The following is a 23,461-nucleotide window of genomic DNA, read 5'->3' on the forward strand; positions in this document are numbered from 1 at the left end:
GGCCCTAGGGTCGTCATCATGCGACTCGGTGTGCTCGACGTCGGTTCCAACACGGTGCACCTGCTGGTGGTCGACGCCCACCACGGTGCCCACCCCTGGCCGGCGCACTCGGAGAAGGTGGTGCTGCGGCTGGCCGAGCAGATCGGCCCGGACGGCGCGCTCACCGACGCGGGCGCGGAAGGGCTGGTGAAGGCGGTCGGGATGGCCCGGGCCGCCGCGGACGGGATGGCCGCCGACGACCTGTTGGCCTTCGCGACCAGTGCGGTCCGGGAGGCCACCAACGCCGGCGAGGTGCTGGCCCGGGTCCGCGACGAGACCGGCGTACGCCTGGAGGTGCTCTCCGGTGCGGACGAGGCGCGGATGACCTTCCTGGCGGTGCGGCGGTGGTTCGGTTGGTCCGCCGGCCGGCTGCTGGTGCTGGACATCGGCGGCGGCTCGCTGGAGTTGGCCGCCGGCATCGACGAGGACCCGGACGTCGCGATCTCGCTGCCGCTCGGCGCCGGGCGGTTGAGCCGGGAGCGGCTGGCGGTCGACCCGGCCAGCGCGGTGCCGCCGGCCGCCGAGACCGTCGAGGAGCTGCGGGAGTACGTCGACGGCCGGCTCGACGGGGTGTTGGCCCAGCTCACCGAGGTGGGCTGGGAGCGACCGGTGGCGACCTCGAAGACGTTCCGGATGTTGGCCCGGCTGGCCGGCGCGGCGCCCTCCGGGGCCGGACTGTGGGCGCGGCGCAGCCTCACCCGCACCGGGCTGCGGCAGGTGCTCGGCTTCATCCGGCACATCCCGCCGAGCCAGTTGCAGGAGCTGGAGGGGGTGAGCGCCGGGCGGGCCCACCAGCTCCTCGCCGGGGCGGTGGTGGCCGAGGCGGTAATGCGCCGGCTCGACGTGGAGAGCCTGGACATCTGCCCGTGGGCGCTGCGCGAAGGGGTCATCCTCCGCCGGCTGGATCAGCTCACGCCGATGTGATCCAGGGCGGAGCCGTCGCCCGCTTTGCGGCTGCTCGTCCCGATGTCGGGCGACGGGGGCGGCTACCCTGAGGGGTGTGACTTCCCACGTCCCGGTGCTCCTGTCCAGTTCCTCGGTCTTCCCTGAGCGGACCGCGGCGGCGTTCCAGCTGGCCGCGGCGCTCGGCTACGACGGCGTCGAGGTGATGGTCTGGACCGACGTGGTGAGCCAGGACCCGGGTGCGCTGCGCGGGCTGGCCGACCACTACGGCGTCCCGGTCCTCTCGGTGCACGCGCCCTGCCTGCTGGTCACCCAGCGGGTGTGGAGCCCGGACCCGTGGGAGCGGCTGCGCAGGGCCGCCGAGCTGGCCGAGACGCTGGAGGCGCCGACCGTCGTGGTGCACCCGCCGTTCACCTGGCAGCGGGACTACGCGCGGAACTTCACCGAGGGCCTGGACGCGATCGCCGGGCAGTTCGGTGGCCTGCGGTTCGCGGTGGAGAACATGTTCCCGGTCCGGATGGCGGGCCGGCAGTTCGTGCCGTACGTCCCGGGCTGGGACCCGACCGACGCGGGCTACCCGTCGTACACGCTGGACCTGTCGCACTGCGCCGCCTCGCACACCGACGCCCTCGCGATGGCGGATCGGATGGGCGCCGGCCTGGCCCACGTGCACCTGGGTGACGGCACCGGCGAGGGGCGCGACCAGCACCTGGTGCCGGGCCGGGGCGCTCAGCCCTGCGCGGAGCTGCTCCGCTCGCTGGCCGGCCGGGGCTTCACCGGCTCGGTCGCCGTGGAGGTGACCACCCGGGGCGCGAAGAGCCGCGCCGTGCGCGAGGCCGACCTGCGCGAGGCGCTGGAGTTCGCCCGCGCCAACCTGACCGCCCCGTCCCCGGTCGACGCCTGAGCCGCCGGGGCGGCTCGCCGCCGCTCGGGCGAGGGCGGCCGGGTCAGCTGACCGGGGTGAGGGTCTCCGCCGGCTGGGCGGGGGCCGGGACCTGCTCGCCGACCGCGGCGCGCTTGCGGGCCCGGTGCGCCGCCACGTGCGAGCGGGTGGCGCAGCGCTCCGAGCAGAACCGCCGGCAGCAGTTCGACGAGGTGTCGAGGTAGACGTTGCCGCACCGCTCGTCGGCGCAGACGCCGAACCGGGCGCTGCCGTACTCGCAGAGCCAGACGGAGAGGCCCCAGACCGCGCCGGCCAGGTATTCCGACGAGACCGAGGCGCCCCGGCTGGTCACGTGCATGTGCCAGTCGCTGGAGTCGTGGCCGGAGATGCGCGGCTGCACCGGGAACGCCTCCAGCAGCGCGTTCAGCTCGGTCACCGCGTCGGCGTCCCGGCCCGAGGTGCCGTACTCGAAGACGTCACGCAGGCGCTTCTGCGCCCGCCGGAAGATGGCCAGGTCCCGTTCCGCCACCTCGTCGCGCATCCAGGCGTTGTCGTCGGGAAAGATGGCCCGCAGGTCGTCGAGGTCGTCCAGACGGGCGTTGACGAGATCAACACCGGTCCGGGCGTACGCGTCGAAGTTCACGACACCAACGGTAGACGACTCACGGGGTGCGCGGCGCGTCGATGTAGTGGGGCAGGAACCGCGCGTAACCGTCCGTGATGAGGCTCTCGCTCTCGCGTATCCCGGCGCCGGCCGACTCGCCGTCGACGATCCAGCTGCCCAGCACCATCCGGCTGCCCGCGAATTCGGGCAGCGCGCGGAACTCCTGGTAGCAGAAGCCCTCGTCGCCGTAGCTGCCCGGGTTGATCAGCTCGGTGCCGCCGGTCACGATGCGGACCGAGGCGCCCTCCCGACCGAGCAGCGGCTTGGCCACGTATTCCGACATTCCGCGCGGCGAGTCCAGGTACGCGGGCAGCAGCAGCTCGTGGCCCGGGTACAGCTCCCAGAGCACCGCCAGCAGCGCCTTGTTCGACAGCAGCAGCTTCCAGGCCGGCTCGATCCAGGTGGTCGGGGTGCCCGGCGCCAGCGCCGGCGGCCCGTACGGCTCGGCCAGCATCCACTCCCAAGGGTAGAGCTTGAAGCAGGTGGTGATCGGCCGGTCCACGCCGTCGACGAAACGCCGGCCGTCCCACCCGATCCGCTGGATCGGCATGAGCGTGACGTCCAGCCCGGCCTGGCGGGCCGTCTCGGCCAGGTAGCCGGCGGTGATCTGGTCCTCGCCCGACTCCTCCTCGGCGGACCAGACCACGTGCACCCGGGGGTCGTGCAGGCCGGTGCCGATCTTCGCCCAGGCGCCGACCAGCCGCTCGTGCAGGCTGTTCCACTGGTCCGCCGTCGGTCGGGTGTGCTCCAGCCAGTACCACTGCACGATGCTCGCCTCGACCAGCGCGGTCGGCGTGTCGGCGTTGTACTCCAGCAGCTTCGGCGGCCAGCTGCCGTCGTACCAGAGGTCGAAGCGGCCGTAGAGGCTGGGCGGCGCCTCGCGCAGCGAGCGGGCGACCGCCTCGGCGGCCCAGGCGGGGATGCCGAACTCGGCGTACCGGTGGCGGGCCACCACGTGCTCGGCGGCGGCCACCGACATCCGGTGCAGCTCCTCGCTGGCCTCCTCCAGCCGGAGCACCTCGTCCAGCTCGAACGCGTACGCCGCGGTCTCGTCCCAGTACGACATGATCCCGCCGTCCGGCAGCTCGGTGTCGACGTACACGAGGCCCTGGGCCCGGACGGTCGCGTCCCAGTCGGGGCGCGGATCACTCGCCTCGCGCCGCACGTCAGCCGCCGCAGGAGGCGAGGTGGGTGCCGAAGCCGCCCCGCTCGGGCAGCGGGCCGGCGACCGGCGCCGGGGTGTCCCGGGCGGCGGCGGGCGTGGCGACGCGCAGGGCGAGGGCCACCGTGTCGCCGCCACCCCCACCGGCCGGGCCGAGGGCGCAGTCGTCATCGTCGTCGTAGCCGTTGTTGCAGCCGGAGAGGGCGAGCGCCAGTGCGGTCAGCGCGCCGAGCTGCACGGTGGCCGACCGGAGCCGGCGGCGGGGGTGTCGATCCACATGATCGTTTGTAGCCGACCGCCGCCAGTCGACCGCCATCCGGACGGCCCGCGGGCGCCCCTGGAACGGAGCGTGACGTTGCCCCGCCGCCCCCCGGCGCGGGCCCACCCCCGGGCGTTACGCTCGGCTCATGCTCCGTTCCGTCATCCTCGCCGCCTCCCGGTCATCCCAGGTGGAGCGGCTCGTCGCGACGGCCCCGTTCACCCGGGACGTCGTCCGCCGGTTCGTCGCCGGCGCCGGCACCGACGACGCGCTGCGCGCGACCCGCGTACTCGTCGACGACGGCCAGGCGGTGACCCTCGACTACCTGGGCGAGGACACCACCACCCCCGAGCAGGCGAACGCCACCCGGGACGAGTACCTCAAACTGCTGCGGCTGCTCGCCGCCGCGGAGCTCACCCCGGCCGCCGAGGTGAGCGTGAAGCTCTCCGCCCTCGGCCAGCTCTTCGACGAGCAGCTCGCGTACGACAACGCCCGGGCGATCTGCGCGGCGGCCGACGCGGCCGGCACCACGGTCACCCTCGACATGGAGGACCACACCACCACCGACTCGACCCTGGACGTCCTGGCCAAGCTGCGCAAGGACTACCCGTCGACCGGGGCGGTGCTCCAGGCGTACCTGCGGCGGACCGAGTCGGACTGCCGCGAGCTGTCCGGCGCCGGGTCCCGGGTGCGGCTGTGCAAGGGCGCGTACTCCGAGCCCGAGTCGGTGGCCTACCAGTCCGCCCGCGAGGTGGACAAGTCCTACGTGCGCTGCATGAACGTGCTGATGTCCGGGGACGGCTACCCGATGCTGGCCACCCACGACCCGCGGCTGATCGCCATCGGCGAGGACCGGGCCCGCTGGTTCGACCGCGACCCCGACCGGTTCGAGTTCCAGATGCTGTACGGCATCCGCCCCGAGGAGCAGCAGCGCCTGGTGGGCGAGGGCTACACGGTGCGCACCTACGTCCCCTACGGCGACCAGTGGTACGGCTACCTGATGCGTCGGTTGGCCGAGCGCCCGGCGAACCTGGTGTTCTTCGGCCGCGCGTTGGCGTCGAAGAAGTGAGTCACGCGTTCGACCAGGCCCGGGTGCAGAGCACCAGGCGGTAGCCGTCCGGGTCGGCGAACGTCATGCCCCAGCGGTCCCAGTACGGGCCGGCGGAGACCCTGGTCCCGCCGGCCCGTACCAGTCTGTCGGCCAGCTCGGGATCGGCCGGGCCGTCGAGGTAGAGCACGAACAGGTCCTCCTCGGTGGGGCGCGGGGTGACGGCGAGCTGGTCGCCGCCGACCAGCTCCAGGTGCCAGCCCGCCCCCGGCCAGCCCAGCATCACCAGGTCGTGCTCGCCCGGCCCGTCGCCGGCGCCCCGGTAGAGCAGGTCCAGGCCGAGGCCGTCGGTCCAGAACCGCTCGGCGGCGGCGAGGTCGCGGCTCGGGCGGGCCAGGCGTACGTGGGTGTCTGCGGAGAGCGGCATGCGCAGGATCCTCCGACCTGCACCCGACGTGAGGTCAACCCTTGACCCGTAAAGCTAATAGCATTAGCTTTACGGCTATGACGATTAGCCAGGTGGCGCGGGACGGCGGCAGCATCGCGTACGAGGTGCACGGGGCGGGTCCGCTGGTGGTCCTCGCGCACGGCATGGGGGAGAACCGGGCCTCCTTCCGGCACCTGGCGCCCCGGCTGGTGGCGGCCGGCTACCGGGTGGCCTCGGTCGATGTGCGCGGGCACGGCGACTCCAGCCCGCACTGGCCCACGTACGCCCCGGCCGAGGTCGGCGGCGACCTGCTCGCCGTGGTCCAGGCCCTCGGCGGCGGCCCGGCCACCCTGGTCGGCAGCTCGTCCAGCGGCGCTGCGGTGGTCTTCGCCGCCGCCGACGCACCCGACCTGGTCAGCGGCGTCGTGCAGGTCAGCCCGTTCGTCGCGCAGCCGAAGCCGAACCCGGCCATGCGGATCGCGCAGGCGCTGGTGCTGCGCAGCCCGCGGCTGTTCGGGATGTTCCACCGCACGCTCTTCCCGTGCGGGCGGCCGGCCGACGACGCCGCGTACCGGAAGGAGATGGTCGCCCGGCTGCGCGGCCGGATGGCCGCGGTGCGCGGCGTGGTCGCGCCGGTCGAGCCGCACTGGACCGCGCGGGCCGCGGCGGTCCGCCAGCCGGTGCTGGTGCTGATGGGTACGAAGGACCCGGACTTCCCGGACCCCGGCGCAGAGGCGCGGGCCGCCCGGCGGCTCTTCGCCACCGCCGAGGCCCGCATGATCGCCGACTCGGGCCACTACCCGCACGCCGACCAGCCCGACGCCACCGCCGCGGACCTGGTCGAGTTCCTGACGGTGACCACCGGTGCCTAGGGCCGGCCTGACCCCGCAGACGGTGGTCCGCGAGGCGGCCGTGCTCGCCGACGAGGTCGGCCACGACCGGTTCACCCTGGCCGCCCTCGCCGCCCGGCTCGGCGTGGCGCTGCCCAGCCTCTACAAGCACGTCAAGGGGATCGACGCGCTGCACCAGAAGCTGTCCGCGCTGGCCACCGCCGAGGTGGCCGCCGAGCTGACCAGGGCCGCCGCGGGCCGGGCCGGCGGCGACGCGCTGCGCGCGGTCGCCGCCGCCTTCCGGACGTACGCCCGCCGGCACCCCGGCCGCTACCCGGCCACCCAGCGGGCCCCCGACCCGGCCGACCCGGAGCACCTCGCCGCCGGCGAGCAGGCCGTCGGCGCCGTCTACGCGATCCTGCGCGGGTACGGCCTCAGCGGCGACGCCGCCGTGGACGCCACCCGGATGTTCCGGGCCGCGGTGCACGGCTTCATCACCCTCGAGGCGGCCGGCGGGTTCGGGCTGCCGCGCGACGTCGACCGCTCCTTCGACCAGCTGGTGGCCGGCCTGGACACCGCGTACCGGAACTGGAGATCCTGATGAAGGCCGTGCTGATCGGGCTCATCTTCCTGCTCGAGCTGGCCCTGCTCGCGGCCGCCGCCACGTGGGGGTTCACGCTCGACGCCGGCTGGCCGCTCCGCCTGCTCGCCGGGCTCGGCGCGCCGCTGCTGATCGCCGTCGTGTGGGGCGCGTTCTGCTCGCCGAAGGCCACCGTCGCGCTGCCCGCGCCGGCCAAGCTCACCGTGCAGGCCGCCTGCTTCGTCACCGGCGGGCTGCTCCTCGCGCTCGCCGGCCGGCCCGTGCCAGGGGCGCTGCTGGCCGCCCTCTGGGCGCTCGACAAGGCCCTCCTCCTGCACTCCGGCGAATCGGTGTAGCGCCCGCCCGCGCACCGGCCGGTCCCGGCGGCCGCTCCCCGACGGGTACGGGGCACCGCCGGCGGCGCGCGGCGCGGGTCTCGGTGACCGGGTGTCGGTCGGGTTGCCGAGCGGGATGCTGCGCGGGTGGCCGACTCTCCCGGGTCGGGTTGTTGGTCGGATCGTCGGCGGAACGAGGCGAATGGTGGCCGACTCTCAGGGGGACGGTCGTGGGTGGTGGTCGCCTGCCGACGTGATGTCGCGAACGAATCACCGTTCCGGTCCGCCTCGGCGGCCCGGTCCCAGGCGTCCCGACCCGCTCCTGTCCCGACGCTGTCCCCGCCCGCTGTCGGCGGGGCGGGGTGGTGCGCGGCCGAGTCAGCTGCGCCGGCAGACCGGTCGGCGGCGGAACAGGAAGCGCCGAGCGGCGCGGTTGGCCCGGACGGACGACGCGCGGGTGGGCTCTGGTCGGAACGCCCGATTGGTCGTACCCTTCGCCGGTGACCGACGGTGACGAGCGGGCTTCCGACCCGGCGCTGAGCGGCGGCGAACCGCCTGCCGCGGGCGGCGGCGAGCCGTCTGCCGCGAGCGCGAGCGGCGGCGGGTCGTCCGTTACTCCGCCGCCCCCGGCCGCCGTCCCGCATCCCGCTCCGCACCCCGGCCTGACGGCCGCAGCCAGCGTGCCGTCCCCGACCGCTGCCGCTCCTGGGCCCCGTGCCGCCGAGGCCGGGTCGGCCATGCCCGGGCCCGTCGTGCAAGGGTCAATCGTGCAGGAGCCGGTCGTGCGAGAGCCGGTGGCGGCCGAGTCGGTCGGGCAATGGCCGGTCGTGCAGGAGCCGGTCGGGCAAGGGCCGGTGGCGGCCGAATCAGTCGGGCAAGGGCCGGTCGGGCAAGGGCCCGTCGTGCGAGAGCCGGTCGGGCAAGGGCCGGTGGCGGCCGAATCGGCCGGGCAAGGGCTGGTCGGGCAAGGGCCGGTCGCCGGCGAGGGCGGGACGCGTCGCTGGCGGCGGGGCTGGGTGGCGGTCACGTTGGTGTTCGTGCTGGTGGCGGGCGGCGCGGCAGGCGTACTGCTGCCGGGGCTGGTGCGCGACGCGGCCGGGCGGCCGGCCGCGGCGGGCGACGACCCGGCCACGGCGGCCGCCCGGCGCCTCGGCGAGCGGCTGGCCGGGCAGTTGGAACGGCAGGCCACGGCGCTGCTCGGCGGTGACCGGAGCGGGTTCCTCGCGATCGCCGAGCCGGCCGCGCGTCCGGCGCTCAGCCGGCGGTACGCCGGGCTGCGGGCGTTGCGGGTGACCGTCTGGCGGCCGGCGGCCGCGGGGCTGCCGACCGGCGACGACGGGCATCCGGGTCAGTGGCGACTGCCGGTCACGGTCGGCTACTGCTTCGTGGTGCCGTCGTGCCGCCCGGCCACCGTGGAGTTCGGTACCCGCTGGCGGCTCGTCGGCGCGGAACCCCGGCTGGTCGCCGTCGAGGAGTCGCGGGCGAAGCCGGCCGGCGCCCGCCCCTGGGAGCTCGGCAACCTGGCGGTGGCGGTGGGGAAGCGGGCCGTCGTGGCCACCACGCCCGCCCTGCGGGGCAAGCTGCCGGGGCTGCTCGCCGAGGCCGAGGCCGCCGCGGCGGTCGCCGACCTGTACGCGGTGACCGGCCGGCCCCCGGACCGCTATCTGGTCTTCTACGCCGGGCGGACCGAGTGGCAGCGCTGGTACGGCGGCGGGCGGCCGAAGTGGACGGCCGGCTACGCGGTCGGCGTCGGCGGTGGGCACCACGACGTGGTGCTCAACGCGGCGAGCCTCTCCCCGGGCGGAACCGGCGAGCTGCTCCGGCACGAGCTGACCCACGCCGCGTCGCTGCCCGACGGCGGCTACTCGGACCGGTCGAGCTGGTGGCTGGTCGAGGGCCTGGCCGAGTACGCGGGCTCGGACGGCCAGCCGGTGGGCCGGTACGAGGGCCTGGCCGAGGTGCGTCGGCTGGTCCACGGCGGGTGGAACGGGCGGCTGGACTCTCTCGCCCCCGCCGACGACGCGGCCGACGACCGGGTCGGCGGCGCCTACGGGGTCGGCTACCTGGCGGTGCGGCACCTGGTCGACCGGTACGGCGAGCAGCGGGTGCGGGACTTCTTCCGGGCGGTGGTGCACGAGCGGAAGCCGCTGGACGACGCGGCCGAGGCGATCCTCGGCGACTCCTGGCCCGCGCTGCACGACGACTGCGTCGGGTACGTCCGGGCGGTCGCCGGCTGACCCTGCCCCGTGCTGCGGATACGGCTCGGGTCGACGGTCGTCGACGGGTCGTAGCATGGGCCGGGTGGCCCGCATCCACCCTCCGCGACTGCCCGCGGTCACCCGCCCCCGCCTGCTCACCGCCCTGCTCGCCGTCGTCGCGCTGACCGGCACCACCGCCGCCTCCTGTGGCGACGACGGCGCCGCCGTGTCCGTCGCGCAGGTCGGCCGTGCCGAGGTGGCCGAGGTCATCGACGCCCCCGCCACGGTGGCCGCCCGCGCCGCCGCCACCCTCACCGCACCGGCCGACGGCACGCTGGCCGGCCTGCGGGTCCGCCCCGGGCAGCGGGTCACCCGTGGCCAGGTGCTCGCCGTGATCGACTCGCCGGCCGCGCAGGACCGGCTCCGGCAGGCGCGGGCGGCGCTGCGCGCGGCTCAGCGGGCCGGCCGCGGCATCGGCGTCGGCGACCTGGGCGGCAGCCGGCGCGGCACCGACCGGGCGGCCGCCGACGCGTTCGACGCCGCCCGCCGGGCCGCCGGGCGGATCGGCGACCCGCAGGTGCGCTCCGCGCTGCTGCTCCAGGTCGAGTCCGCGCAGCGCCAGTACGAGTCGGCCGCCCGCGCCGCCGACCGGGCGGTCGCCGCGGTGCAGCGCGGCGTCGCCGGACTGAGCAGCGCCGTGGGCTCCCTCTCGGCCGCGCAGCGCGTCCAGGCCCAGCAGGCGTACGACCTGGCGAAGGCGACCGTCGACGCGCTGACCCTGCGCGCGCCGATCGCCGGGGTGGTGCAGCCGGGCGGGACGCGGGCCGGCCAGCCGACGGATCTCTCCGCGTTGCTGGGTGCGGCCGGCGGTGGGCTGCCCGGCGTCGACCCGGCCAGCCTGGGCGGGGCCTCCTCGGGCGGGCCGCCGCCGGGGGTCGACGACGCGGTGCCGCAGGGCGGACTGGTCAGCGCGGGCAGCCCCGTACTGACCGTGGTGGACACCGGCCGGCTCAGCCTGCTCGCCGAGGTCGACGAGACGGACGTGCTGCTGGTCCGGACCGGCCTGGCCGCCTCGGTGGAGCTGGACGCGGTGACCGGCGCGACCTACGACGCCACGGTCAGCTCGGTGGACGTGCTGCCCACCACCTCCGCCCGGGGCGGGGTGACCTACCGGGTGCGGCTCAGCCTCGGCGCCGGCCGGCTCGGCGAGGGGGAGGCCGCGCCGACCCCCCGGCCCGGCATGAACGCGGTCGTGCACCTGCGGGTCCGGGAGGCGGCGGACGCCGTGGCGGTGCCCGCCTCGGCGGTGTTCTCCGCCGACGGCCGGGACGCGGTGTGGGTGCTGCGCGACGGCCACGCCGACCGGGTGCCGGTCGTCGTCGGCGTGCAGGGGCAGGACCTGGTGCAGATCGTCAGCGGGGTGCGGGCCGGCGACCGGATCGTGGTACGCGGCGCCGACCAGGTCCGCGACGGCCAGGAGCTGAAGTGATCCCCCCGCCGCCTCGCGCCCGGCGGGACCGCCGGTGACCGGCGCCCTCCCCGCCGGGGTGCCGGCGATCGAGGCGGTCGACGTGTCCCGGACGTACGAGCTGGACGGGGTGTCGGTGCCGGCCCTGCGTGGGGTGTCGCTCACCATCGACCCGGGCGAGTACGTGGCGGTGATCGGGCCGTCCGGGTCGGGCAAGTCGACGCTCATGCACCTGCTCGGCGGGCTGGACCGGCCGAGCGGCGGCCGGCTGGTGATCGGTGGCCGGGACGTGACCACCCTCTCCGCGCCCGAGCTGGCGACGCTGCGCAACCGCACCATCGGCTTCGTCTTCCAGGCGTTCCACCTGCTGCCCCGCACGTCCGCCGTGGACAACGTGGCGCTGCCCCTGGTCTACCGGGGCATCGGGGCCCGGCAGCGGCGGGACCGGGCGGCGGCCATGCTCGGCCGGGTCGGGCTCGGGCACCGGCTGGACCACCGGCCCAACCAGCTCTCCGGCGGCGAGCAGCAGCGGGTGGCCATCGCCCGGGCCCTGGTCACCGACCCGGCGGTGCTGCTCGCCGACGAGCCCACCGGCAACCTGGACACCGGCACCGGCGAGGCGGTGCTGGAGCTGCTCGAACAGCTGAACGCCGAGTCCGGCGTGGCGTTGGTGATGGTGACCCACGACCAGGAGGTGGCGGCCCGGGCCCGCCGCCGGATCGCGATGCGGGACGGCCTGATCCGCTCGGACACCTTTCATGATCGACCGCTGTCGGGCGGCGACGGCGGACCTGCGACACTGGACGCCGCTCCCAGCGCGGAGCCCCGGTCCGCGTCCGGAAGCGGTCCGGGGCACCCGTCCGGTGGCTCCGGTGGCGCCGCCGGAGCCACCGGACGCCTTCCGCGGACGAGCGGCGGGCCGGCGCGCGCGCACCGGCCGCGACCCGACGCGGAGACCGCCTCGGGAGGTGCCGGGTGAGGCTCGCCGAGGCCTGGCGGGTGGCGCTGGACGCGCTGCGGGCCAACCGGATGCGCAGCCTGCTGACCATGCTCGGGGTGATCATCGGGGTCGCCTCGGTGGTGGTGCTGGTGGCCATCGGCACCGGCACCAAGCAGCAGGTCGAGCGGCAGGTCGAAGGGCTGGGTTCGAACCTGCTGCTGGTCGTCCCGGGGCGGATCGACGTCGGCACCGCCCCGGTGGTCTCGCCGCTGGACCTCAAGGACGTCGACGCGGTCTCCCGGGTGGTCGGCGACCCGGGCCGGGTGGCGGTCACCGTGGCGTCCGGGGCGACCGCCCGGGCCGGCGCCCGCTCCGACTTCACCACCGTGCAGGGCGTCCTGGAGACCACGCCGCAGGTGTTCACCCGTTCGCTGGCCCGCGGCCGCTACCTCACCGGGGCGGACGTGGACACCAGCCGCCGGGTCGCGGTGCTCGGCGCGTCCGTGGCGCGGGCGCTCTTCCCCGACCGGGACCCGCTCGGTCAGCAGGTCGCCCTGGCCGGGGTGCGGTTCCGGGTGATCGGGGTGTTCACCCCGCTCGGGCAGAGCCTGGGCGTGGACCGGGACGACGAGGTGCACATCCCGGTGACCGCGGCGCAGCGGCTCTGGGGCACCCAGCGGATCGACGGGATCGCGGTGAAGGCCCCCGACCGGGAGCGCATCGACCAACTCGGCGAGCGGATCGTCGCCGAGTTGTCCCGCCGGCACCCGGACACCGAGTTCAGCGCGGTCACCCAGCAGCAGATCCTCGGCGTGCTCGGCGACATCCTCGGCGTACTGACCGGGGTGCTGGCCGCCATCGCGGGGATCTCGTTGCTGGTCGGTGGCGTCGGTGTCTCCAACATCATGCTGGTCTCGGTCCGCGAACGGACGCGGGAGATCGGCCTGCGCAAGGCGGTCGGTGCCCGGCCCCGGGACATCGGCGTGCAGTTCCTGCTGGAGGCGGTGCTGCTCACCTCGATCGGCGGGCTGGCCGGGATGGCGCTCGGGGTCGGTACGGCGCTGCTGGTCGAGGCGGTCTCGCCGATCCCCGCCGCGATCACCTGGTGGTCGCTGGCGCTGGCGTTCGGGGTGTCGGCGGCGGTGGGCATCGTGTTCGGTGTGGTGCCCGCCCAGCGCGCCGGGCGACTCGACCCGGTGGTGGCGCTGCGCGCCGAGTGAGCGCCGGCACCGCCCTGCCCGTTGCGCCGGCACCGGCCCGCCGCTCCCGCCGGCACCGCCCTCCCCGTTCCGCCGGCACCGGCCCGCCGCTCCCGCCGGCGGGGCGGGCTCCTGTCAACGGGACGGGTCGCCCGTCCGGGGAGGAAACGCCAGGTCAATGCGGGTGAAACGGCAGATGTCCCATGATCATTCGCAGGAAGGGATCGCGCCGGTCACAGCCGCCCCGCTACCGTACTGGTAACACGCGCGTTGCCCGTCGTGGCGGAACCAGCCTGCCCGATGGCTCGCGCCGGGCATGGGAATGGGTCGGTGAGCCATGGCCGGGTCGCAGTCCGACGCACGGCTGTCGGATGTCAGGTTCCTGACCGTCGCCGAGGTGGCGACGGTCATGCGGGTCTCCAAGATGACGGTCTACCGTCTCGTGCACAGCGGCGAGCTGACCGCGGTCCGGGTCGGTCGCTCGTTCCGGGTACCCGAGCACGCCGTGCACGAATACCTGCGGGGAGCGTTCCAGGAGACCGCCTGACGCGCCCCTCAGGCACCTCGCCGACTGCGACGAATGGGGCATCGACGGGGGCGCGTTGGTCCTGCTGACCCACTCCCGCTACCCTGGACCCCGACCGTGACCGCACCATGGTGTGCCCTGCCACCACGCAGGTCCGGTCCGTTGTCCGCAAGCGGTCACGACGCCACCCGCTGGTGTCTCCCGGTCCGCCCCGCACGTTGCATCGAAAGGCTGTCGTATGGGCTCGGTGGTCAAGAAGCGCCGCAAGCGCATGGCTAAGAAGAAGCACCGCAAGCTGCTGCGCAAGACCCGCGTCCAGCGTCGCCGTCTCGGCAAGTGACCGGGGCCGGGCTGTGGCCCGGCACTCCGCGGCACTTGCCAACTGTCGACCCTCGGAGGCTCAGGTGATCAGGCCAGGGAGACCCCGGCTCGATCCCGCCTGCCGGACAAGGCGCACGACGTGACCCCCGGTGGCACCCCAGGTGCTCCGGGGGTCGTCGTCGTGACCGGGGTCGGCCGCTACCTGGGCGCGCACGTCGCCGCCCGCCTCGCCGCCGATCCCCGGATCGACCGGGTCATCGGGGTCGACCCGGCCACCCCCAACCCCGAGTTCGCCGACCTGCTCGCCGGCGTCGAGCGGATCCGGCTCGACCTCGACTCGCTCGGCGGCCTGCTGGCCGATCTCGACGTCGACGCCCTGGTCCACCTCGCCCTGGTCACCGCGCCCGACCCGCAGCACGGCGGCCGGCCGGCGATGAAGGAACAGAACGTCATCGGCACCATGCAGCTGCTCGCCGCCTGCCAGCGCGCGCCCCGGCTGCGCAAGCTCGTGGTCCGCTCGTCCACCGCCGCGTACGGGGTGTCGTTCCGGGACCCGGCCGTCTTCACCGAGGAGACCGAGCCGCGCGAGGTGCCGCGCGGCGGCTTCGGCCGCGACATCCTCGACATCGAGGGGTACGTCCGGGGCTTCCGCCGCCGGCGCCCCGACGTGACCGCGACCGTGCTGCGGTTCGCGCCGTTCATCGGTTCCACCGCGGACACCACGCTCACCCGCTACTTCGCCCAGCCCGTGGTCCCCACCGTCTTCGGTCGGGACCCGCGCCTGCAGTTCGTCCACTTCGACGACGCCCTCGAGGTGCTGCACCGGTCGGTGGCCGAGGAGCACCCGGGGACGTACAACGTCGCCGGGCCCGGGGTGCTGTCCCTGTCGCAGGCGATCCGGCGGGCCGGGAGGGTGGCCGTACCGGTGCTGGAACCGGGCCTCGCCGGGGTCGCCGCGATCGCGCGCAGCATGGGCTTCGGCCGGTACGGGCTGGACCAGGTCGACCTCTTCGTGCACGGTCGGGTGGTGGACACCAGCAGACTCGAGCGGGAGTACCGCTTCACGCCCCGCTCGACGGCCGCCGCCTTCGACGACTTCATCCGGGCCCACCACGGTGGCGTGGTGGTGACCCGGGATCAGCTCCAGTCGGCCGAGCAGTTGGTGCTGGAGAGCATCCGGCAGGTCCGCTCGGCCGTCCGGGAGCGCTCGTGAGCGGGTACCCGATCGTCGCCGGTGGCATGGCGCCGCGCGCCGCCACGGCGGGATGCGAGGCGGCGGCGTGAGCGCGGGCGAGGAGCGCGAGGAGGCCCGCTACGACGTGCCGCTGGCCGTGCCCGGGCCGGAACCGGCGCGGCGCAACGGACACCGGCGCGCCACGGCGCCCGCCGTCCCGCCCCGGGCAACGGCCGACGAGCCGGACACCTCGACGGACGAGCCCGCGGTCGGCACGCCGGGACAGGCCGGGCCGAAGCGGACCGTGGCGAAGAAGGCGGTCGCGAAGAAGGCGGTCGCGAAGAAAGCCGTCGCGAAGAAAGCCGTCGCGAAGAAGGCGCCGGCGGCCGGCGACGGCGGCCCGACGGCCAGCGGTGACGGTGGAGCGGCGTCGGGCGGAGCGGCGTCGGGCGGGCGGCCAGGGGACGATGGCGTGCCGCCGGGGCCGGCGGTCGCGGACCGGCCGGGCGATCACTGGGACCGGAAGGTCGCCAAGGGCCTGGCGTTCCTGCGGCGGCGGCTCTCCGGCGACTACGAGGTCGACGAGTTCGGCTTCGACCCGGACCTGACCGATTCGGTCTTCCACCCGCTGGTCCGGCTGCTCTACCGGGACTGGTTCCGGACCGAGGTGAGCGGGGTGGAGAACGTCCCCGCCGACGGGCCCGGCCTGGTGGTCGGCAACCACTCCGGCACGGTGGCGCTGGACGCGCTGGTGCTCGCCACCGCGCTGCACGACCGGCACCCGGCCCGCCGCTACCTGCGACTGCTCGGCGCGGACCTGGTCTTCCGGATGCCGGTGGTCTCCGAGATCGCCCGCAAGACCGGCGGGACGGTGGCCTGCAGCCCGGACGCGGAACGGCTGCTCGGCAACGGTGAGCTGGTCGGGGTCTTCCCGGAGGGCTTCAAGGGCGTCGGCAAGCTCTACTCCGACCGCTACAAGCTCCAGCGGTTCGGGCGGGGCGGCTTCGTCTCGGCGGCCCTGCGCACCGGCACGCCGATCGTGCCGGTGGCGATCGTCGGCGGCGAGGAGATCTACCCGATGCTCGCCGACATCAAGCCGCTCGCCCGGCTGCTCAAACTGCCGTACTTCCCGGTGACGCCGACCTTTCCCTGGCTGGGGCCGCTGGGCATGGTGCCGCTGCCGAGCAAGTGGCTGATCGAGTTCTGCCCGCCGATCCCGACCGCGCACCTGCGCGACTCGGCGGACGACCCGCTGGTCGTGTTCAACCTCGCCGACCAGGTGCGGGAGACGATCCAGCAGACGCTGCACAAGCTGCTCGAACGCCGCCCCGACCCGTTCGGCCCCTGAGGCCGGGCCCCGGTCAGTCCGGCCGGTGGCGGCGCCGGTGCAGGGCCAGGCCGGCGGTGACCGCGCCGGCGAGCAGCCCGGCGGCGGCCGTGGACGGCACGGCGATCTTCACCGCGCGGCGGCCGGTGCGGAAGTCGCGGACGTCCCAGCCCCGGTCGCGGGCCTGGCGCAGCAGCGCCGGGTCGGGGTTCACCGCCACCGGGTGGCCCACGGCGGAGAGCATCGGCAGGTCGTTGGCGGAGTCGCTGTAGGCGGCGCAGCGGGACAGGTCCAGCCCTTCGACGGCGGCGAGCTGGGCGACCGCCTCGGCCTTGGCCGGCCCGTGCATCAGGTCGCCGACCAGCCGTCCGGTGTACGCCCCGTCGACCACCTCGGCGACCGTGCCGATGGCGCCGGTCAGCCCGAGGCGGGTGGCGATCACCCGGCCGATCTCCACCGGCGCGGCGCTGACCAGCCAGACCCGCTGCCCGGCGGCCAGGTGCCGCTCGGCCAGCTTGCGGGTGCCGGCCCAGATCCGTGGCGCCATCAGCTCGTCGAAGATCTCCTCCGCGAGCCGTTCCACGTCGTTCACCCGCCAGCCCTGGACGAAGGCGAGCGCCGCCTCCTTGGCCTGCGACATGTCCCCGGCGTGCTCGGTGGCGAGCAGCCGGAACTTCGCCTGCCGCCAGGCGAACCGGGCCAGGTCACCGGCGGTGAAGTAGTTGCGGGCGGCCAGGCCGCGGGCGAACCAGTAGATCGAGGCGCCCTGCATCATCGTGTTGTCCACGTCGAAGAAGGCGGCGGCGGCCGGATCGGGCGTCGGGGTGACCGGCGGCGCCACCGGGGTCTCCGCCCAGCCGGCGGTGTGCCCGTGGACGTCGGTGCTGACGGTCACCTTCCGGGTGCCGGTCACGGCGACCTCCCTCCCGTCGGCCCGCGTGGGGCTCCCCACCGAGCCTATCCGGCGGGGTGTGACGGCCAGGCGTCCGCGTGGCGAAGTGTGGCGACCGTCCCGCCGGGCGGGTCAGCGGTTGCCCGGGCAGGCCGGCGGGGTGGGCCCGAGCGCGTCGCTGGCCGCCGGGGCCGGCAGGCCGCAGCCGATCGCGGAGCGGAGGGCGTCGGCCCGGTTGCCGACGGCGTCGAGCAGCGCCAGCGAGCCGCGGGTGCGGTCCCGGTCGGCGTGGTCCGCCCGGTCCAGCAGCCCGCTGACCGCCCGCCGCTGCCCGCTCAGGAACGCGTCGATGGCGTCCAGGCCGGCCGGGTCGGAGCGCTGGGCCGCCACGGTGGTCAGCAGGCGTACGCCCTGGCGGGTGTCGGCGTCCATGTCGTCCAGCACCGCGCTGAACCCGAGCCGGTCGTTGCGGACCGTGGCCGCCTCGTCGAGGCGGGTCCGGGCGAAGTCGAGGAAGAGCTGGCCCCGGCTGATGTCCGAGCTGGCCAGGGCGAGCTGGGCACGTTCGGTGGACCGCTTCATGCCGTACAGGGCGTCGCCGGGCAGGGCGTTCTCGCTCGCCGCGGAGATGCCGGAGAGGGCGATCGCGCCGGCGGCCACGCCGACCAGGATCGCGCCCCGGGCCCGGGCCCGCCGGCCGGTCACCGCCGGCAGCAGCGAACCGCGGATGCCGCCGGCCGCCGCGCCGGTCGCGCTCGGCGCCGGGGTGCCGATGCCCTCCCGCTCGGCGGTGGCCACCAGCATGGCACGCAGGCCGGTGCGGAACTCGCGGTCCACCTCGACGGCCGGCCGTTCGGCGGTGAGCCGCCGGCTGACCGCGACGAGCGCGGCGAGTTCCCCGTCGGCCGAGGAGCGGACGTGGTGCCGGCGGCCGCCGTTGGCCTCGTCGAGGAGCTGCGCGAAGCGCTCGGCACGCCGACGGGAGAAGAGGTTGCTGTCCACCGCAGGCACCCCCTCTCGCTGGTCACGGCCGGGCGGCCGTCGTGGTCACCAGCGACCGGTGGCAGCGTGACGGCGACGGCCGGCCGTGACGGCCGACCGAGCCCGTCGGACCGGGTGGCCCGGGGGACGCCGGGACAACCACTGGTCGCACCCGGAGAAACGGTTTGTGCCGGGTGCCGGTTACGGGGCGGACGGTCCCGAAATCACCAAGCGTGATCGGCGCCACGGGATGCCGAGGGGTGCGCGTACCCCGCCCGGCGGGTCGCCGGACGGGTCGAGGCGGGACGGGTCAGGGCTGGAAGCCGTCAGGCAGGAGGCGGGCCAGGGCCCGGACCGCGCGGTACTGCAGGGCCTTGATGGCGCCCTCGTTCTTACCCATCGTCCGGGCCGTCTCGGCCACCGAGAAGCCCTGGAGGAAGCGGAGCACGATGCACTCCTGCTGCTCGGGGTTGAGCTGCTTGACGGCGGTGAGCAGCGCGACGTTGGTGATGTGCTCGACCACCGCCGCCTCCGGGCTGCCCTCCGGCCCCCGGTCCTCCCGGTCCGCGTCGAGCACGTCGCCGGTGGTGACCTCCAGCCGGTAGCGGCCGGACTTGAAGTGGTCGGCGACCAGGTTGCGGGCGATGGTGACCAGCCAGGCGCCGAGGTCCCGGCCCTGCCAGGTGAAGCTGCCGATCCGCTTGAGGGCCCGCAGGAAGGTGTCGGAGGTGAGGTCCTCGGCGAGCTGCCGGTTGCCGACCCGGAAGTAGACGAAGCGGAAGACCGTGTCCACGTACCGGTCGTAGATCAGGCCGAACGCCTCGGCCTCGCCGGCCTGGGCCCGCTCGACCAGCGCCCAGACCTCGGTCGCCGGGTCCGACGGGTCGGGCCGGCTCGGGTAGCCGGTGGCCGGCTCGACGCGCACCGCCGGCAGGACGGCCGTGTCGCCGGCCGGTACGGCGGGCAGCACGGCGGTCTCGGCCGCCGACGGCTCGGTCTCGACCGGCGTCGCCGGGGCCGGGGTGTCACCACGGCGGCCCTGCGCCGGCATGGTCGGCCGGGACGGGGCGCCGAGCCGGCCGGTGGTGGACTTCGCGTTCCCCCCGGGCACCGCCGGGCGCGGTGGCGCCTCGTTGTGGTGCGAGCGGTTGCGGCCCCGCCGGGTCCCCTCGCCCCGCACCGCCGCGAGGCTCCACAGCCCTTCGGCTGAGGTGCGCGGGGCGGGTTCGATCCGTTCGTTGACGGGGGTCCGCTGGGTCGGGCCGGTCACTCCGGTGGCGGGGCGCTCCGCGTAGCCGAACGTGGTCACCGCGCCTCCCCGATCCGGACGGTACGAGACGGCACCGGGTGCCGCGGGGTCGCGGCGGGACCGGGCACGGCCCGGTCGGGCAGGGCCGTTGCGGGGCGTGCCGACGGGCGGCAGATCCCCTTGAGGTGCGGGTCCAATGCGCTCACAGGCACGGGGGCCTCCTCGGGCTGAGGGGTGTCGACTCACGGCAAATGGGGTGAGCCGACCCGAGTGATGATAGGGCCAACGTCACCCGCGCGTGGCAAGTCCGTTACACAGGGCGGAAGTATTTCCCGCCCGGTCGCACAATTGGCGGACCCGTTGTCCGTCGGGTGCGGTTGACTTTCCGGCCGGAACCTGGTCCGGAGTGGAAAGTCCAGGTCGGAGCCAACTTCTCGCGTCGCTCGGCGTGTCGCGGCGGTCCTGCCGGGACACCGGTCCGACGTGCCCGGAACGCGCGCCCGCGGGCCGAACCGGGGTCCGTTCCCGCGCGCGGTAATCCTGTCCGACCCGTCGCCGAGTCCCGTCGGGGGGACGCTCCGCCGTCCGCCGTCCGCCGTCCGCCGTCCGCCGTCCGCCGTCCGCCGCCCGCCGCCCGCCGCCCGCCGCCCGCCGCCCGCCGTCCGCCGACGGCCGTCCGCCGACCGCACCGGCGCGAGGCGCGGATCCCCCCGGTCCGGAACCCGGCGAGCCGGCCCGCGCCCCGCCCGTCGGCCGTGGCCGGCCGGGCCCGGCTGTGCCAGACTCAGCCATCGTGCAGGACGCAGCCGACAGCTCCGCGCCGAACCTCGCCGACCGGCTCCACCGGACGGCCGCCACCGACGGCGACCGCGCCGCGCTGCACTGGCGTGACCGGACGCTGACCTGGTCCGAACTGGACGCGGCGGTCACCGCCACCGCCCGCGCGCTGACCCTCGCGGCCCCACCGTCCCCCCGGGACGCCCACCCGCCCCGGGTGGCCATCGCCCTCGGCAACAGCCCCGACTTCGTGGTCACCTACCTCGCGGCGCTCCGCGCCGGCCTGGTGGCGGTGCCGGTGAACCCCGGCTTCACCGGCCGGGAGCTGCGGCACGTGCTGACCGACTCGGGCGCCGCCGTGCTGGTCTGCGCCGCCGACGTCCGGGACCGGGTGCCGGTCGGCGAGCTGCCGGCGCTGGCCGCCGTGCACACCGCCCCGCCGACCACCGACGGTGACGACGGCCCGGCGGAGTTCCCCGCCCGGACCGGCGACGACCTCGCCGTCCTGCTCTACACCTCCGGCACCGAGGGCCGGCCCAAGGGCGCGATGCTGTCGCACCGCGCCCTGGCCGCCAACCACGAGCAGGTCGACCGGATCACCCCGCCGGTGGTCGGCCCCGACGACACCGTGCTGCTCGCGCTGCCGCTGTTCCACGCGTACGGGCTGAACTCCGGGCTCGGCGCCGTCGTGCACCACGGCGCCACCGGGGTGCTGGTCGACGAACTCGGCTCGACCGGGGCGCTCGCCGAGATCGCCCGGCACCGGGTCAGCGTGCTGGTCGGCGTACCGTCGATGTTTCTGACCTGGGCCGACGCGGACCGCGGCGGAGCGGCAGCACTGGCCTCGGTCCGGGTCGCCGTCTGCGGCGCCGCGCCGCTGCCGCCGGCCGTCGCGGGCCGCTTCACCGAGGTCACCGGGCATCCGGTGCACGTCGGGTACGGCCTCACCGAGACCGCGCCGGTGCTCACCTCCACCCTCGTCGACGGGGAACCCCGGCCCGGCTCGATCGGCCGGCCGCTGCCCGGGGTCGAGCTGCGCCTGGTCGGCGCGGACGGCGCGGACCTGTGGCGCGACGGCGTGCCGGTGGCCGAGGAGGACGCCGACGAGCTGCACCTGGCCGACGACCCGTCCGGCAGCGACCCGGGGCAGATCGTGGTCCGCGGCGACAACCTCTTCTCCGGCTACTGGCCGGACGGGCGGGACGGTCCGGACGCCGACGGCTGGTGGGCCACCGGCGACATCGCGTACGCCGACGCCGACGGCGACCTCTACCTGGTCGACCGGCTCGGCGAGCTGATCCTGGTGAACGGCTTCAACGTCTACCCGCACGAGGTGGAGCTGGTGCTCGAGGCGCATCCCGGGGTGGCCGAGTCGGCCGTCCTGGGGGTGCCGCACCCGCGGACCGGCGAGACTGTCCGGGCGTACGTGGTGCGGGCGGCCGGCTCGACCGTGACCGAGGAGGAACTGCTCGGCCACTGCGCGCGCAACCTGGCCCGGTTCAAGTGCCCGACCGCCGTCGAGTTCGTCGACCAACTGCCCCACTCGGCGATCGGCAAGGTACGCAAGACCGAGCTCCGCCCGGCGACCGCGGTGCCGTCCCCGGCCCCGCCGACCGAGATCAGCACGGAGGTACCCGATGTCCACTGACGCCCGGCTCACCCTGATCACCCGGCCCGGCTGCCACCTCTGCGAGGACGCCCGGGCCGCGCTGGACCGGGTGGTGGCGGTGACCGGCGACCGCTGGGTCGAGAAGGACGTCACCGACGACATCGAGCTGGAGCGCGAGTACGGCGACCGGCTGCCGGTGGTGCTGCTGGACGGCAAGGAGCACGGCTACTGGCGGGTCGAGGAGGAGCGCCTGCTGGGGGACCTCACCACCCCACAGCTCTGAACGGCCCCCTACAGTGCAGTGATGACCACCGCACGGCGCCACCTGGTGTGGGACTGGAACGGCACCCTTCTCGACGACCTCGACCTGGTGGTACGCGCCACCAACACGGCGTTCGCCAGCGCCGGCGGCCCGGCGGTCAGCGCCGAGGAGCACCGGCAGCGGTTCCGCCGGCCGATCGCCGACTACTACGCCGAGATGCTCGGGCGGGTGATCGACGACGCGGCGTTCGGCGAGCTGGACCGGATCTTCCACCAGGCGTACCGGGCCGGGCTGACCAGCTGCGCGCTGGCGGCCGACGCGGCCGACGCGATCGCCGCCTGGCCGGGCAGCCAGTCGCTGCTGTCGATGTGGTTCCACGACGAGCTGGTGCCCACCGTGCACACGTACGGGCTGACCCCGCACTTCGCCCGGGTGGACGGGCTGCGGGACACGGTCGGCGGCGGGCACAAGGCCGGGTGGCTGGAGAAGCACCTGGCCGAGCTGGGGCTGGCCGGCCACGACGTGGTGCTGATCGGTGACTCGCTGGACGACGCCGACGCGGCCGCCTCGGTGGGGGCCCGCTGCGTCCTCTACACCGGCGGCCTCTCCGACCCGACAGTGCTCCGCGCCTCCGGCCACCCAACCGCCGACACCCTCACCCAGGCCGTGACCCTCGCCCACACCCTTCCCTGACCCCGTCCCTCCCGGGCCCCGCCGGAGGTCAGGCGCGCAGGTGGGTCAGCACGGCCAGGACGCGGCGGTGGTGGGTGGTGGCGTCGGCGGGAAGGTCGAGCTTGGTGAAGATGTTGCGGACGTGCTTCTCGACCGCGCCGTCGCTGACCACCAGGGCCCGGGCGATGGCGGTGTTCGAGCGGCCCTCGGCCATCAGCGCCAGCACCTCCCGCTCGCGCGGGGTGAGCGCGGCCAGCGGGTCGTCGCGCCGCCGGCGGACCAGCAACTGGCCGATCACCTCCGGGTCGAGCACCGTGCCGCCGGCGGCCACCCGGTTCAGCGCGTCCAGGAACTCGTCGATCGCGGCCACCCGGTCCTTGAGCAGGTAGCCGATCCCGCCCCCGCCGGCCCCGCCGGCGGTGGCCAGCAGGTCGTCGGCGTACGACACCTCGACGTACTGGGAGAGCACCAGGACCGGCGTACGCGGCACCCGCCGGCGGGCCTCCACCGCCGCCCGCAGCCCCTCGTCGGTGTGCGAGGGCGGCATCCGCACGTCCACCACCGAGATGTCCGGTCGGTGCGCGACGACCGCCTCGACCAGGGCGTCCCCGTCACCGACGGCGGCCACCACCTCGTGCCCCGACTCGGTCAGCAACCGGATCAGCCCCTCCCGGAGCAGTACGGCGTCGTCCGCGATCACCACCCGCATGGGTCCGGTGTCTACCACGTCCCACAC

25 protein-coding genes are annotated in these 23,461 nt (G+C 75.3%); 17 read left to right on the forward strand and 8 right to left on the reverse strand.

The features are described from left to right. The first annotated feature begins 18 nt into the window (after positions 1 to 18). Positions 19 to 963, forward strand: a complete 945-nt coding sequence (locus ACIBPB_RS15295) for a Ppx/GppA phosphatase family protein (protein ID WP_396840237.1) — start codon at positions 19 to 21, stop codon at positions 961 to 963. Positions 964 to 1,039: 76 nt separating this feature from the next. After that, positions 1,040 to 1,846 (forward strand): sugar phosphate isomerase/epimerase family protein, encoded by an 807-nt coding sequence (locus ACIBPB_RS15300; RefSeq protein WP_396840238.1) that lies wholly within the window; start codon positions 1,040 to 1,042, stop codon positions 1,844 to 1,846. 43 nt (positions 1,847 to 1,889) lie between these two features. On the opposite strand, the gene ACIBPB_RS15305 is transcribed toward ACIBPB_RS15300, so the two are convergent. The 3 genes from ACIBPB_RS15305 to ACIBPB_RS15315 are packed head-to-tail and all read right to left on the reverse strand — an operon-like array spanning position 1,890 to position 3,928. Then, the gene (locus ACIBPB_RS15305; protein ID WP_046564436.1) at positions 1,890 to 2,468 is read right to left on the reverse strand and encodes a CGNR zinc finger domain-containing protein; all 579 of its coding nucleotides are present in this window, start codon (positions 2,466 to 2,468) and stop codon (positions 1,890 to 1,892) included. A gap of 19 nt (positions 2,469 to 2,487) precedes the next feature. Next, positions 2,488 to 3,654, reverse strand: coding sequence for a glutathionylspermidine synthase family protein (locus ACIBPB_RS15310; RefSeq protein WP_396840239.1), 1,167 nt, complete (start codon positions 3,652 to 3,654; stop codon positions 2,488 to 2,490). A 1-nt stretch (position 3,655) separates the two neighbouring features. After that, positions 3,656 to 3,928, reverse strand: coding sequence for a hypothetical protein (locus tag ACIBPB_RS15315; RefSeq protein WP_396840240.1), 273 nt, complete (start codon positions 3,926 to 3,928; stop codon positions 3,656 to 3,658). 130 nt (positions 3,929 to 4,058) lie between these two features. On the opposite strand from ACIBPB_RS15315, the gene ACIBPB_RS15320 reads away from it, so the two are divergent. Next, positions 4,059 to 4,979: a proline dehydrogenase family protein gene (locus tag ACIBPB_RS15320; RefSeq protein ID WP_396840241.1), complete on the forward strand. Its 921-nt coding sequence runs from the start codon at positions 4,059 to 4,061 to the stop codon at positions 4,977 to 4,979. A 1-nt stretch (position 4,980) separates the two neighbouring features. Here the strand turns inward: ACIBPB_RS15320 and ACIBPB_RS15325 are convergent, their stop codons facing one another. Continuing rightward, on the reverse strand, positions 4,981 to 5,385 hold the full coding sequence (locus ACIBPB_RS15325; protein ID WP_396840242.1) for a VOC family protein: 405 nt from the start codon (positions 5,383 to 5,385) through the stop codon (positions 4,981 to 4,983). Positions 5,386 to 5,462: 77 nt separating this feature from the next. Here ACIBPB_RS15325 and ACIBPB_RS15330 point away from each other — a divergent pair, with 77 nt between their 5' ends. From ACIBPB_RS15330 to ACIBPB_RS15380, 11 genes are all read left to right on the forward strand, one after another. Beyond that, the gene (locus ACIBPB_RS15330) at positions 5,463 to 6,257 is read left to right on the forward strand and encodes an alpha/beta fold hydrolase (RefSeq protein ID WP_396840243.1); all 795 of its coding nucleotides are present in this window, start codon (positions 5,463 to 5,465) and stop codon (positions 6,255 to 6,257) included. After that, positions 6,250 to 6,816, forward strand: coding sequence for a TetR/AcrR family transcriptional regulator (locus tag ACIBPB_RS15335; protein WP_396840245.1), 567 nt, complete (start codon positions 6,250 to 6,252; stop codon positions 6,814 to 6,816). The genes ACIBPB_RS15330 and ACIBPB_RS15335 overlap by 8 nt, the downstream gene beginning before the upstream one ends. After that, positions 6,816 to 7,151 (forward strand): YrdB family protein, encoded by a 336-nt coding sequence (locus ACIBPB_RS15340; RefSeq protein ID WP_396840246.1) that lies wholly within the window; start codon positions 6,816 to 6,818, stop codon positions 7,149 to 7,151. Before ACIBPB_RS15335 ends, ACIBPB_RS15340 begins: the two co-directional genes overlap by 1 nt. 908 nt (positions 7,152 to 8,059) lie before the next feature. Further along, the gene (locus tag ACIBPB_RS15345) at positions 8,060 to 9,367 is read left to right on the forward strand and encodes a hypothetical protein (protein WP_396840247.1); all 1,308 of its coding nucleotides are present in this window, start codon (positions 8,060 to 8,062) and stop codon (positions 9,365 to 9,367) included. Positions 9,368 to 9,422: 55 nt separating this feature from the next. Beyond that, positions 9,423 to 10,817 (forward strand): efflux RND transporter periplasmic adaptor subunit, encoded by a 1,395-nt coding sequence (locus ACIBPB_RS15350; protein WP_396840248.1) that lies wholly within the window; start codon positions 9,423 to 9,425, stop codon positions 10,815 to 10,817. 34 nt (positions 10,818 to 10,851) lie between these two features. Next, positions 10,852 to 11,775 carry an ABC transporter ATP-binding protein gene (locus tag ACIBPB_RS15355; RefSeq protein WP_396840249.1) on the forward strand — a complete coding sequence of 308 codons (924 nt, stop codon included), beginning with the start codon at positions 10,852 to 10,854 and terminating at the stop codon, positions 11,773 to 11,775. Beyond that, positions 11,772 to 12,956, forward strand: a complete 1,185-nt coding sequence (locus ACIBPB_RS15360) for an ABC transporter permease (protein WP_046564429.1) — start codon at positions 11,772 to 11,774, stop codon at positions 12,954 to 12,956. Before ACIBPB_RS15355 ends, ACIBPB_RS15360 begins: the two co-directional genes overlap by 4 nt. 316 nt (positions 12,957 to 13,272) lie before the next feature. Beyond that, entirely contained in the window at positions 13,273 to 13,482 is a 210-nt protein-coding gene (locus ACIBPB_RS15365; RefSeq protein ID WP_046564428.1) for a helix-turn-helix domain-containing protein, read from the forward strand. Positions 13,483 to 13,699: 217 nt separating this feature from the next. Beyond that, positions 13,700 to 13,801 (forward strand): 30S ribosomal protein bS22, encoded by a 102-nt coding sequence (locus ACIBPB_RS15370; RefSeq protein ID WP_007465623.1) that lies wholly within the window; start codon positions 13,700 to 13,702, stop codon positions 13,799 to 13,801. 120 nt (positions 13,802 to 13,921) lie between these two features. Beyond that, positions 13,922 to 14,995 (forward strand): NAD-dependent epimerase/dehydratase family protein, encoded by a 1,074-nt coding sequence (locus tag ACIBPB_RS15375; RefSeq protein WP_396840250.1) that lies wholly within the window; start codon positions 13,922 to 13,924, stop codon positions 14,993 to 14,995. 433 nt (positions 14,996 to 15,428) lie between these two features. After that, the gene (locus ACIBPB_RS15380; RefSeq protein ID WP_396840586.1) at positions 15,429 to 16,304 is read left to right on the forward strand and encodes a lysophospholipid acyltransferase family protein; all 876 of its coding nucleotides are present in this window, start codon (positions 15,429 to 15,431) and stop codon (positions 16,302 to 16,304) included. 13 nt (positions 16,305 to 16,317) lie between these two features. Here ACIBPB_RS15380 and ACIBPB_RS15385 read toward each other — a convergent pair whose 3' ends face one another. From ACIBPB_RS15385 to ACIBPB_RS15395, 3 genes are all read right to left on the reverse strand, one after another. Continuing rightward, a complete protein-coding gene (locus tag ACIBPB_RS15385; RefSeq protein WP_396840251.1) occupies positions 16,318 to 17,196 on the reverse strand; it encodes an HAD family hydrolase in 879 nt (292 codons plus the stop codon). Between the two features lie 111 nt (positions 17,197 to 17,307). Beyond that, entirely contained in the window at positions 17,308 to 18,177 is an 870-nt protein-coding gene (locus tag ACIBPB_RS15390; protein ID WP_396840252.1) for a DUF5667 domain-containing protein, read from the reverse strand. A gap of 289 nt (positions 18,178 to 18,466) precedes the next feature. Then, complete coding sequence (locus ACIBPB_RS15395) at positions 18,467 to 19,465, reverse strand: ECF subfamily RNA polymerase sigma factor, BldN family (protein WP_396840253.1); 999 nt, start codon at positions 19,463 to 19,465, stop codon at positions 18,467 to 18,469. A 733-nt stretch (positions 19,466 to 20,198) separates the two neighbouring features. On the opposite strand from ACIBPB_RS15395, the gene ACIBPB_RS15400 reads away from it, so the two are divergent. From ACIBPB_RS15400 to ACIBPB_RS15410, 3 genes are read left to right on the forward strand one after another with little or no spacing between them, the layout of a single operon-like run. After that, positions 20,199 to 21,830, forward strand: a complete 1,632-nt coding sequence (locus tag ACIBPB_RS15400; RefSeq protein ID WP_396840254.1) for an AMP-binding protein — start codon at positions 20,199 to 20,201, stop codon at positions 21,828 to 21,830. Continuing rightward, entirely contained in the window at positions 21,820 to 22,074 is a 255-nt protein-coding gene (locus tag ACIBPB_RS15405) for a glutaredoxin family protein (RefSeq protein WP_357324060.1), read from the forward strand. Before ACIBPB_RS15400 ends, ACIBPB_RS15405 begins: the two co-directional genes overlap by 11 nt. A gap of 21 nt (positions 22,075 to 22,095) precedes the next feature. Then, positions 22,096 to 22,746 (forward strand): HAD family hydrolase, encoded by a 651-nt coding sequence (locus ACIBPB_RS15410; RefSeq protein ID WP_396840255.1) that lies wholly within the window; start codon positions 22,096 to 22,098, stop codon positions 22,744 to 22,746. A gap of 28 nt (positions 22,747 to 22,774) precedes the next feature. Here the strand turns inward: ACIBPB_RS15410 and ACIBPB_RS15415 are convergent, their stop codons facing one another. Continuing rightward, positions 22,775 to 23,434, reverse strand: a complete 660-nt coding sequence (locus ACIBPB_RS15415) for a response regulator transcription factor (protein WP_396840587.1) — start codon at positions 23,432 to 23,434, stop codon at positions 22,775 to 22,777. Positions 23,435 to 23,461: the final 27 nt, after the last annotated feature.

Origin of the sequence: Micromonospora sp. NPDC049836 (assembly GCF_044465125.1) — a bacterium.
GTDB lineage: Bacteria > Actinomycetota > Actinomycetes > Mycobacteriales > Micromonosporaceae > Micromonospora.

Coding starts and splice junctions, on each gene's coding strand:
- ACIBPB_RS15350 (WP_396840248.1), top strand. CDS start 9,423: ATGGGCCGGGTGGCCCGCATCCACCCTCCGCGACTGCCCGCGGTCACC.
- ACIBPB_RS15325 (WP_396840242.1), bottom strand. CDS start 5,385: ATGCCGCTCTCCGCAGACACCCACGTACGCCTGGCCCGCCCGAGCCGC.
- ACIBPB_RS15340 (WP_396840246.1), top strand. CDS start 6,816: ATGAAGGCCGTGCTGATCGGGCTCATCTTCCTGCTCGAGCTGGCCCTG.
- ACIBPB_RS15330 (WP_396840243.1), top strand. CDS start 5,463: ATGACGATTAGCCAGGTGGCGCGGGACGGCGGCAGCATCGCGTACGAG.
- ACIBPB_RS15320 (WP_396840241.1), top strand. CDS start 4,059: ATGCTCCGTTCCGTCATCCTCGCCGCCTCCCGGTCATCCCAGGTGGAG.
- ACIBPB_RS15370 (WP_007465623.1), top strand. CDS start 13,700: ATGGGCTCGGTGGTCAAGAAGCGCCGCAAGCGCATGGCTAAGAAGAAG.
- ACIBPB_RS15365 (WP_046564428.1), top strand. CDS start 13,273: ATGGCCGGGTCGCAGTCCGACGCACGGCTGTCGGATGTCAGGTTCCTG.
- ACIBPB_RS15295 (WP_396840237.1), top strand. CDS start 19: ATGCGACTCGGTGTGCTCGACGTCGGTTCCAACACGGTGCACCTGCTG.
- ACIBPB_RS15415 (WP_396840587.1), bottom strand. CDS start 23,434: ATGCGGGTGGTGATCGCGGACGACGCCGTACTGCTCCGGGAGGGGCTG.
- ACIBPB_RS15405 (WP_357324060.1), top strand. CDS start 21,820: ATGTCCACTGACGCCCGGCTCACCCTGATCACCCGGCCCGGCTGCCAC.
- ACIBPB_RS15410 (WP_396840255.1), top strand. CDS start 22,096: ATGACCACCGCACGGCGCCACCTGGTGTGGGACTGGAACGGCACCCTT.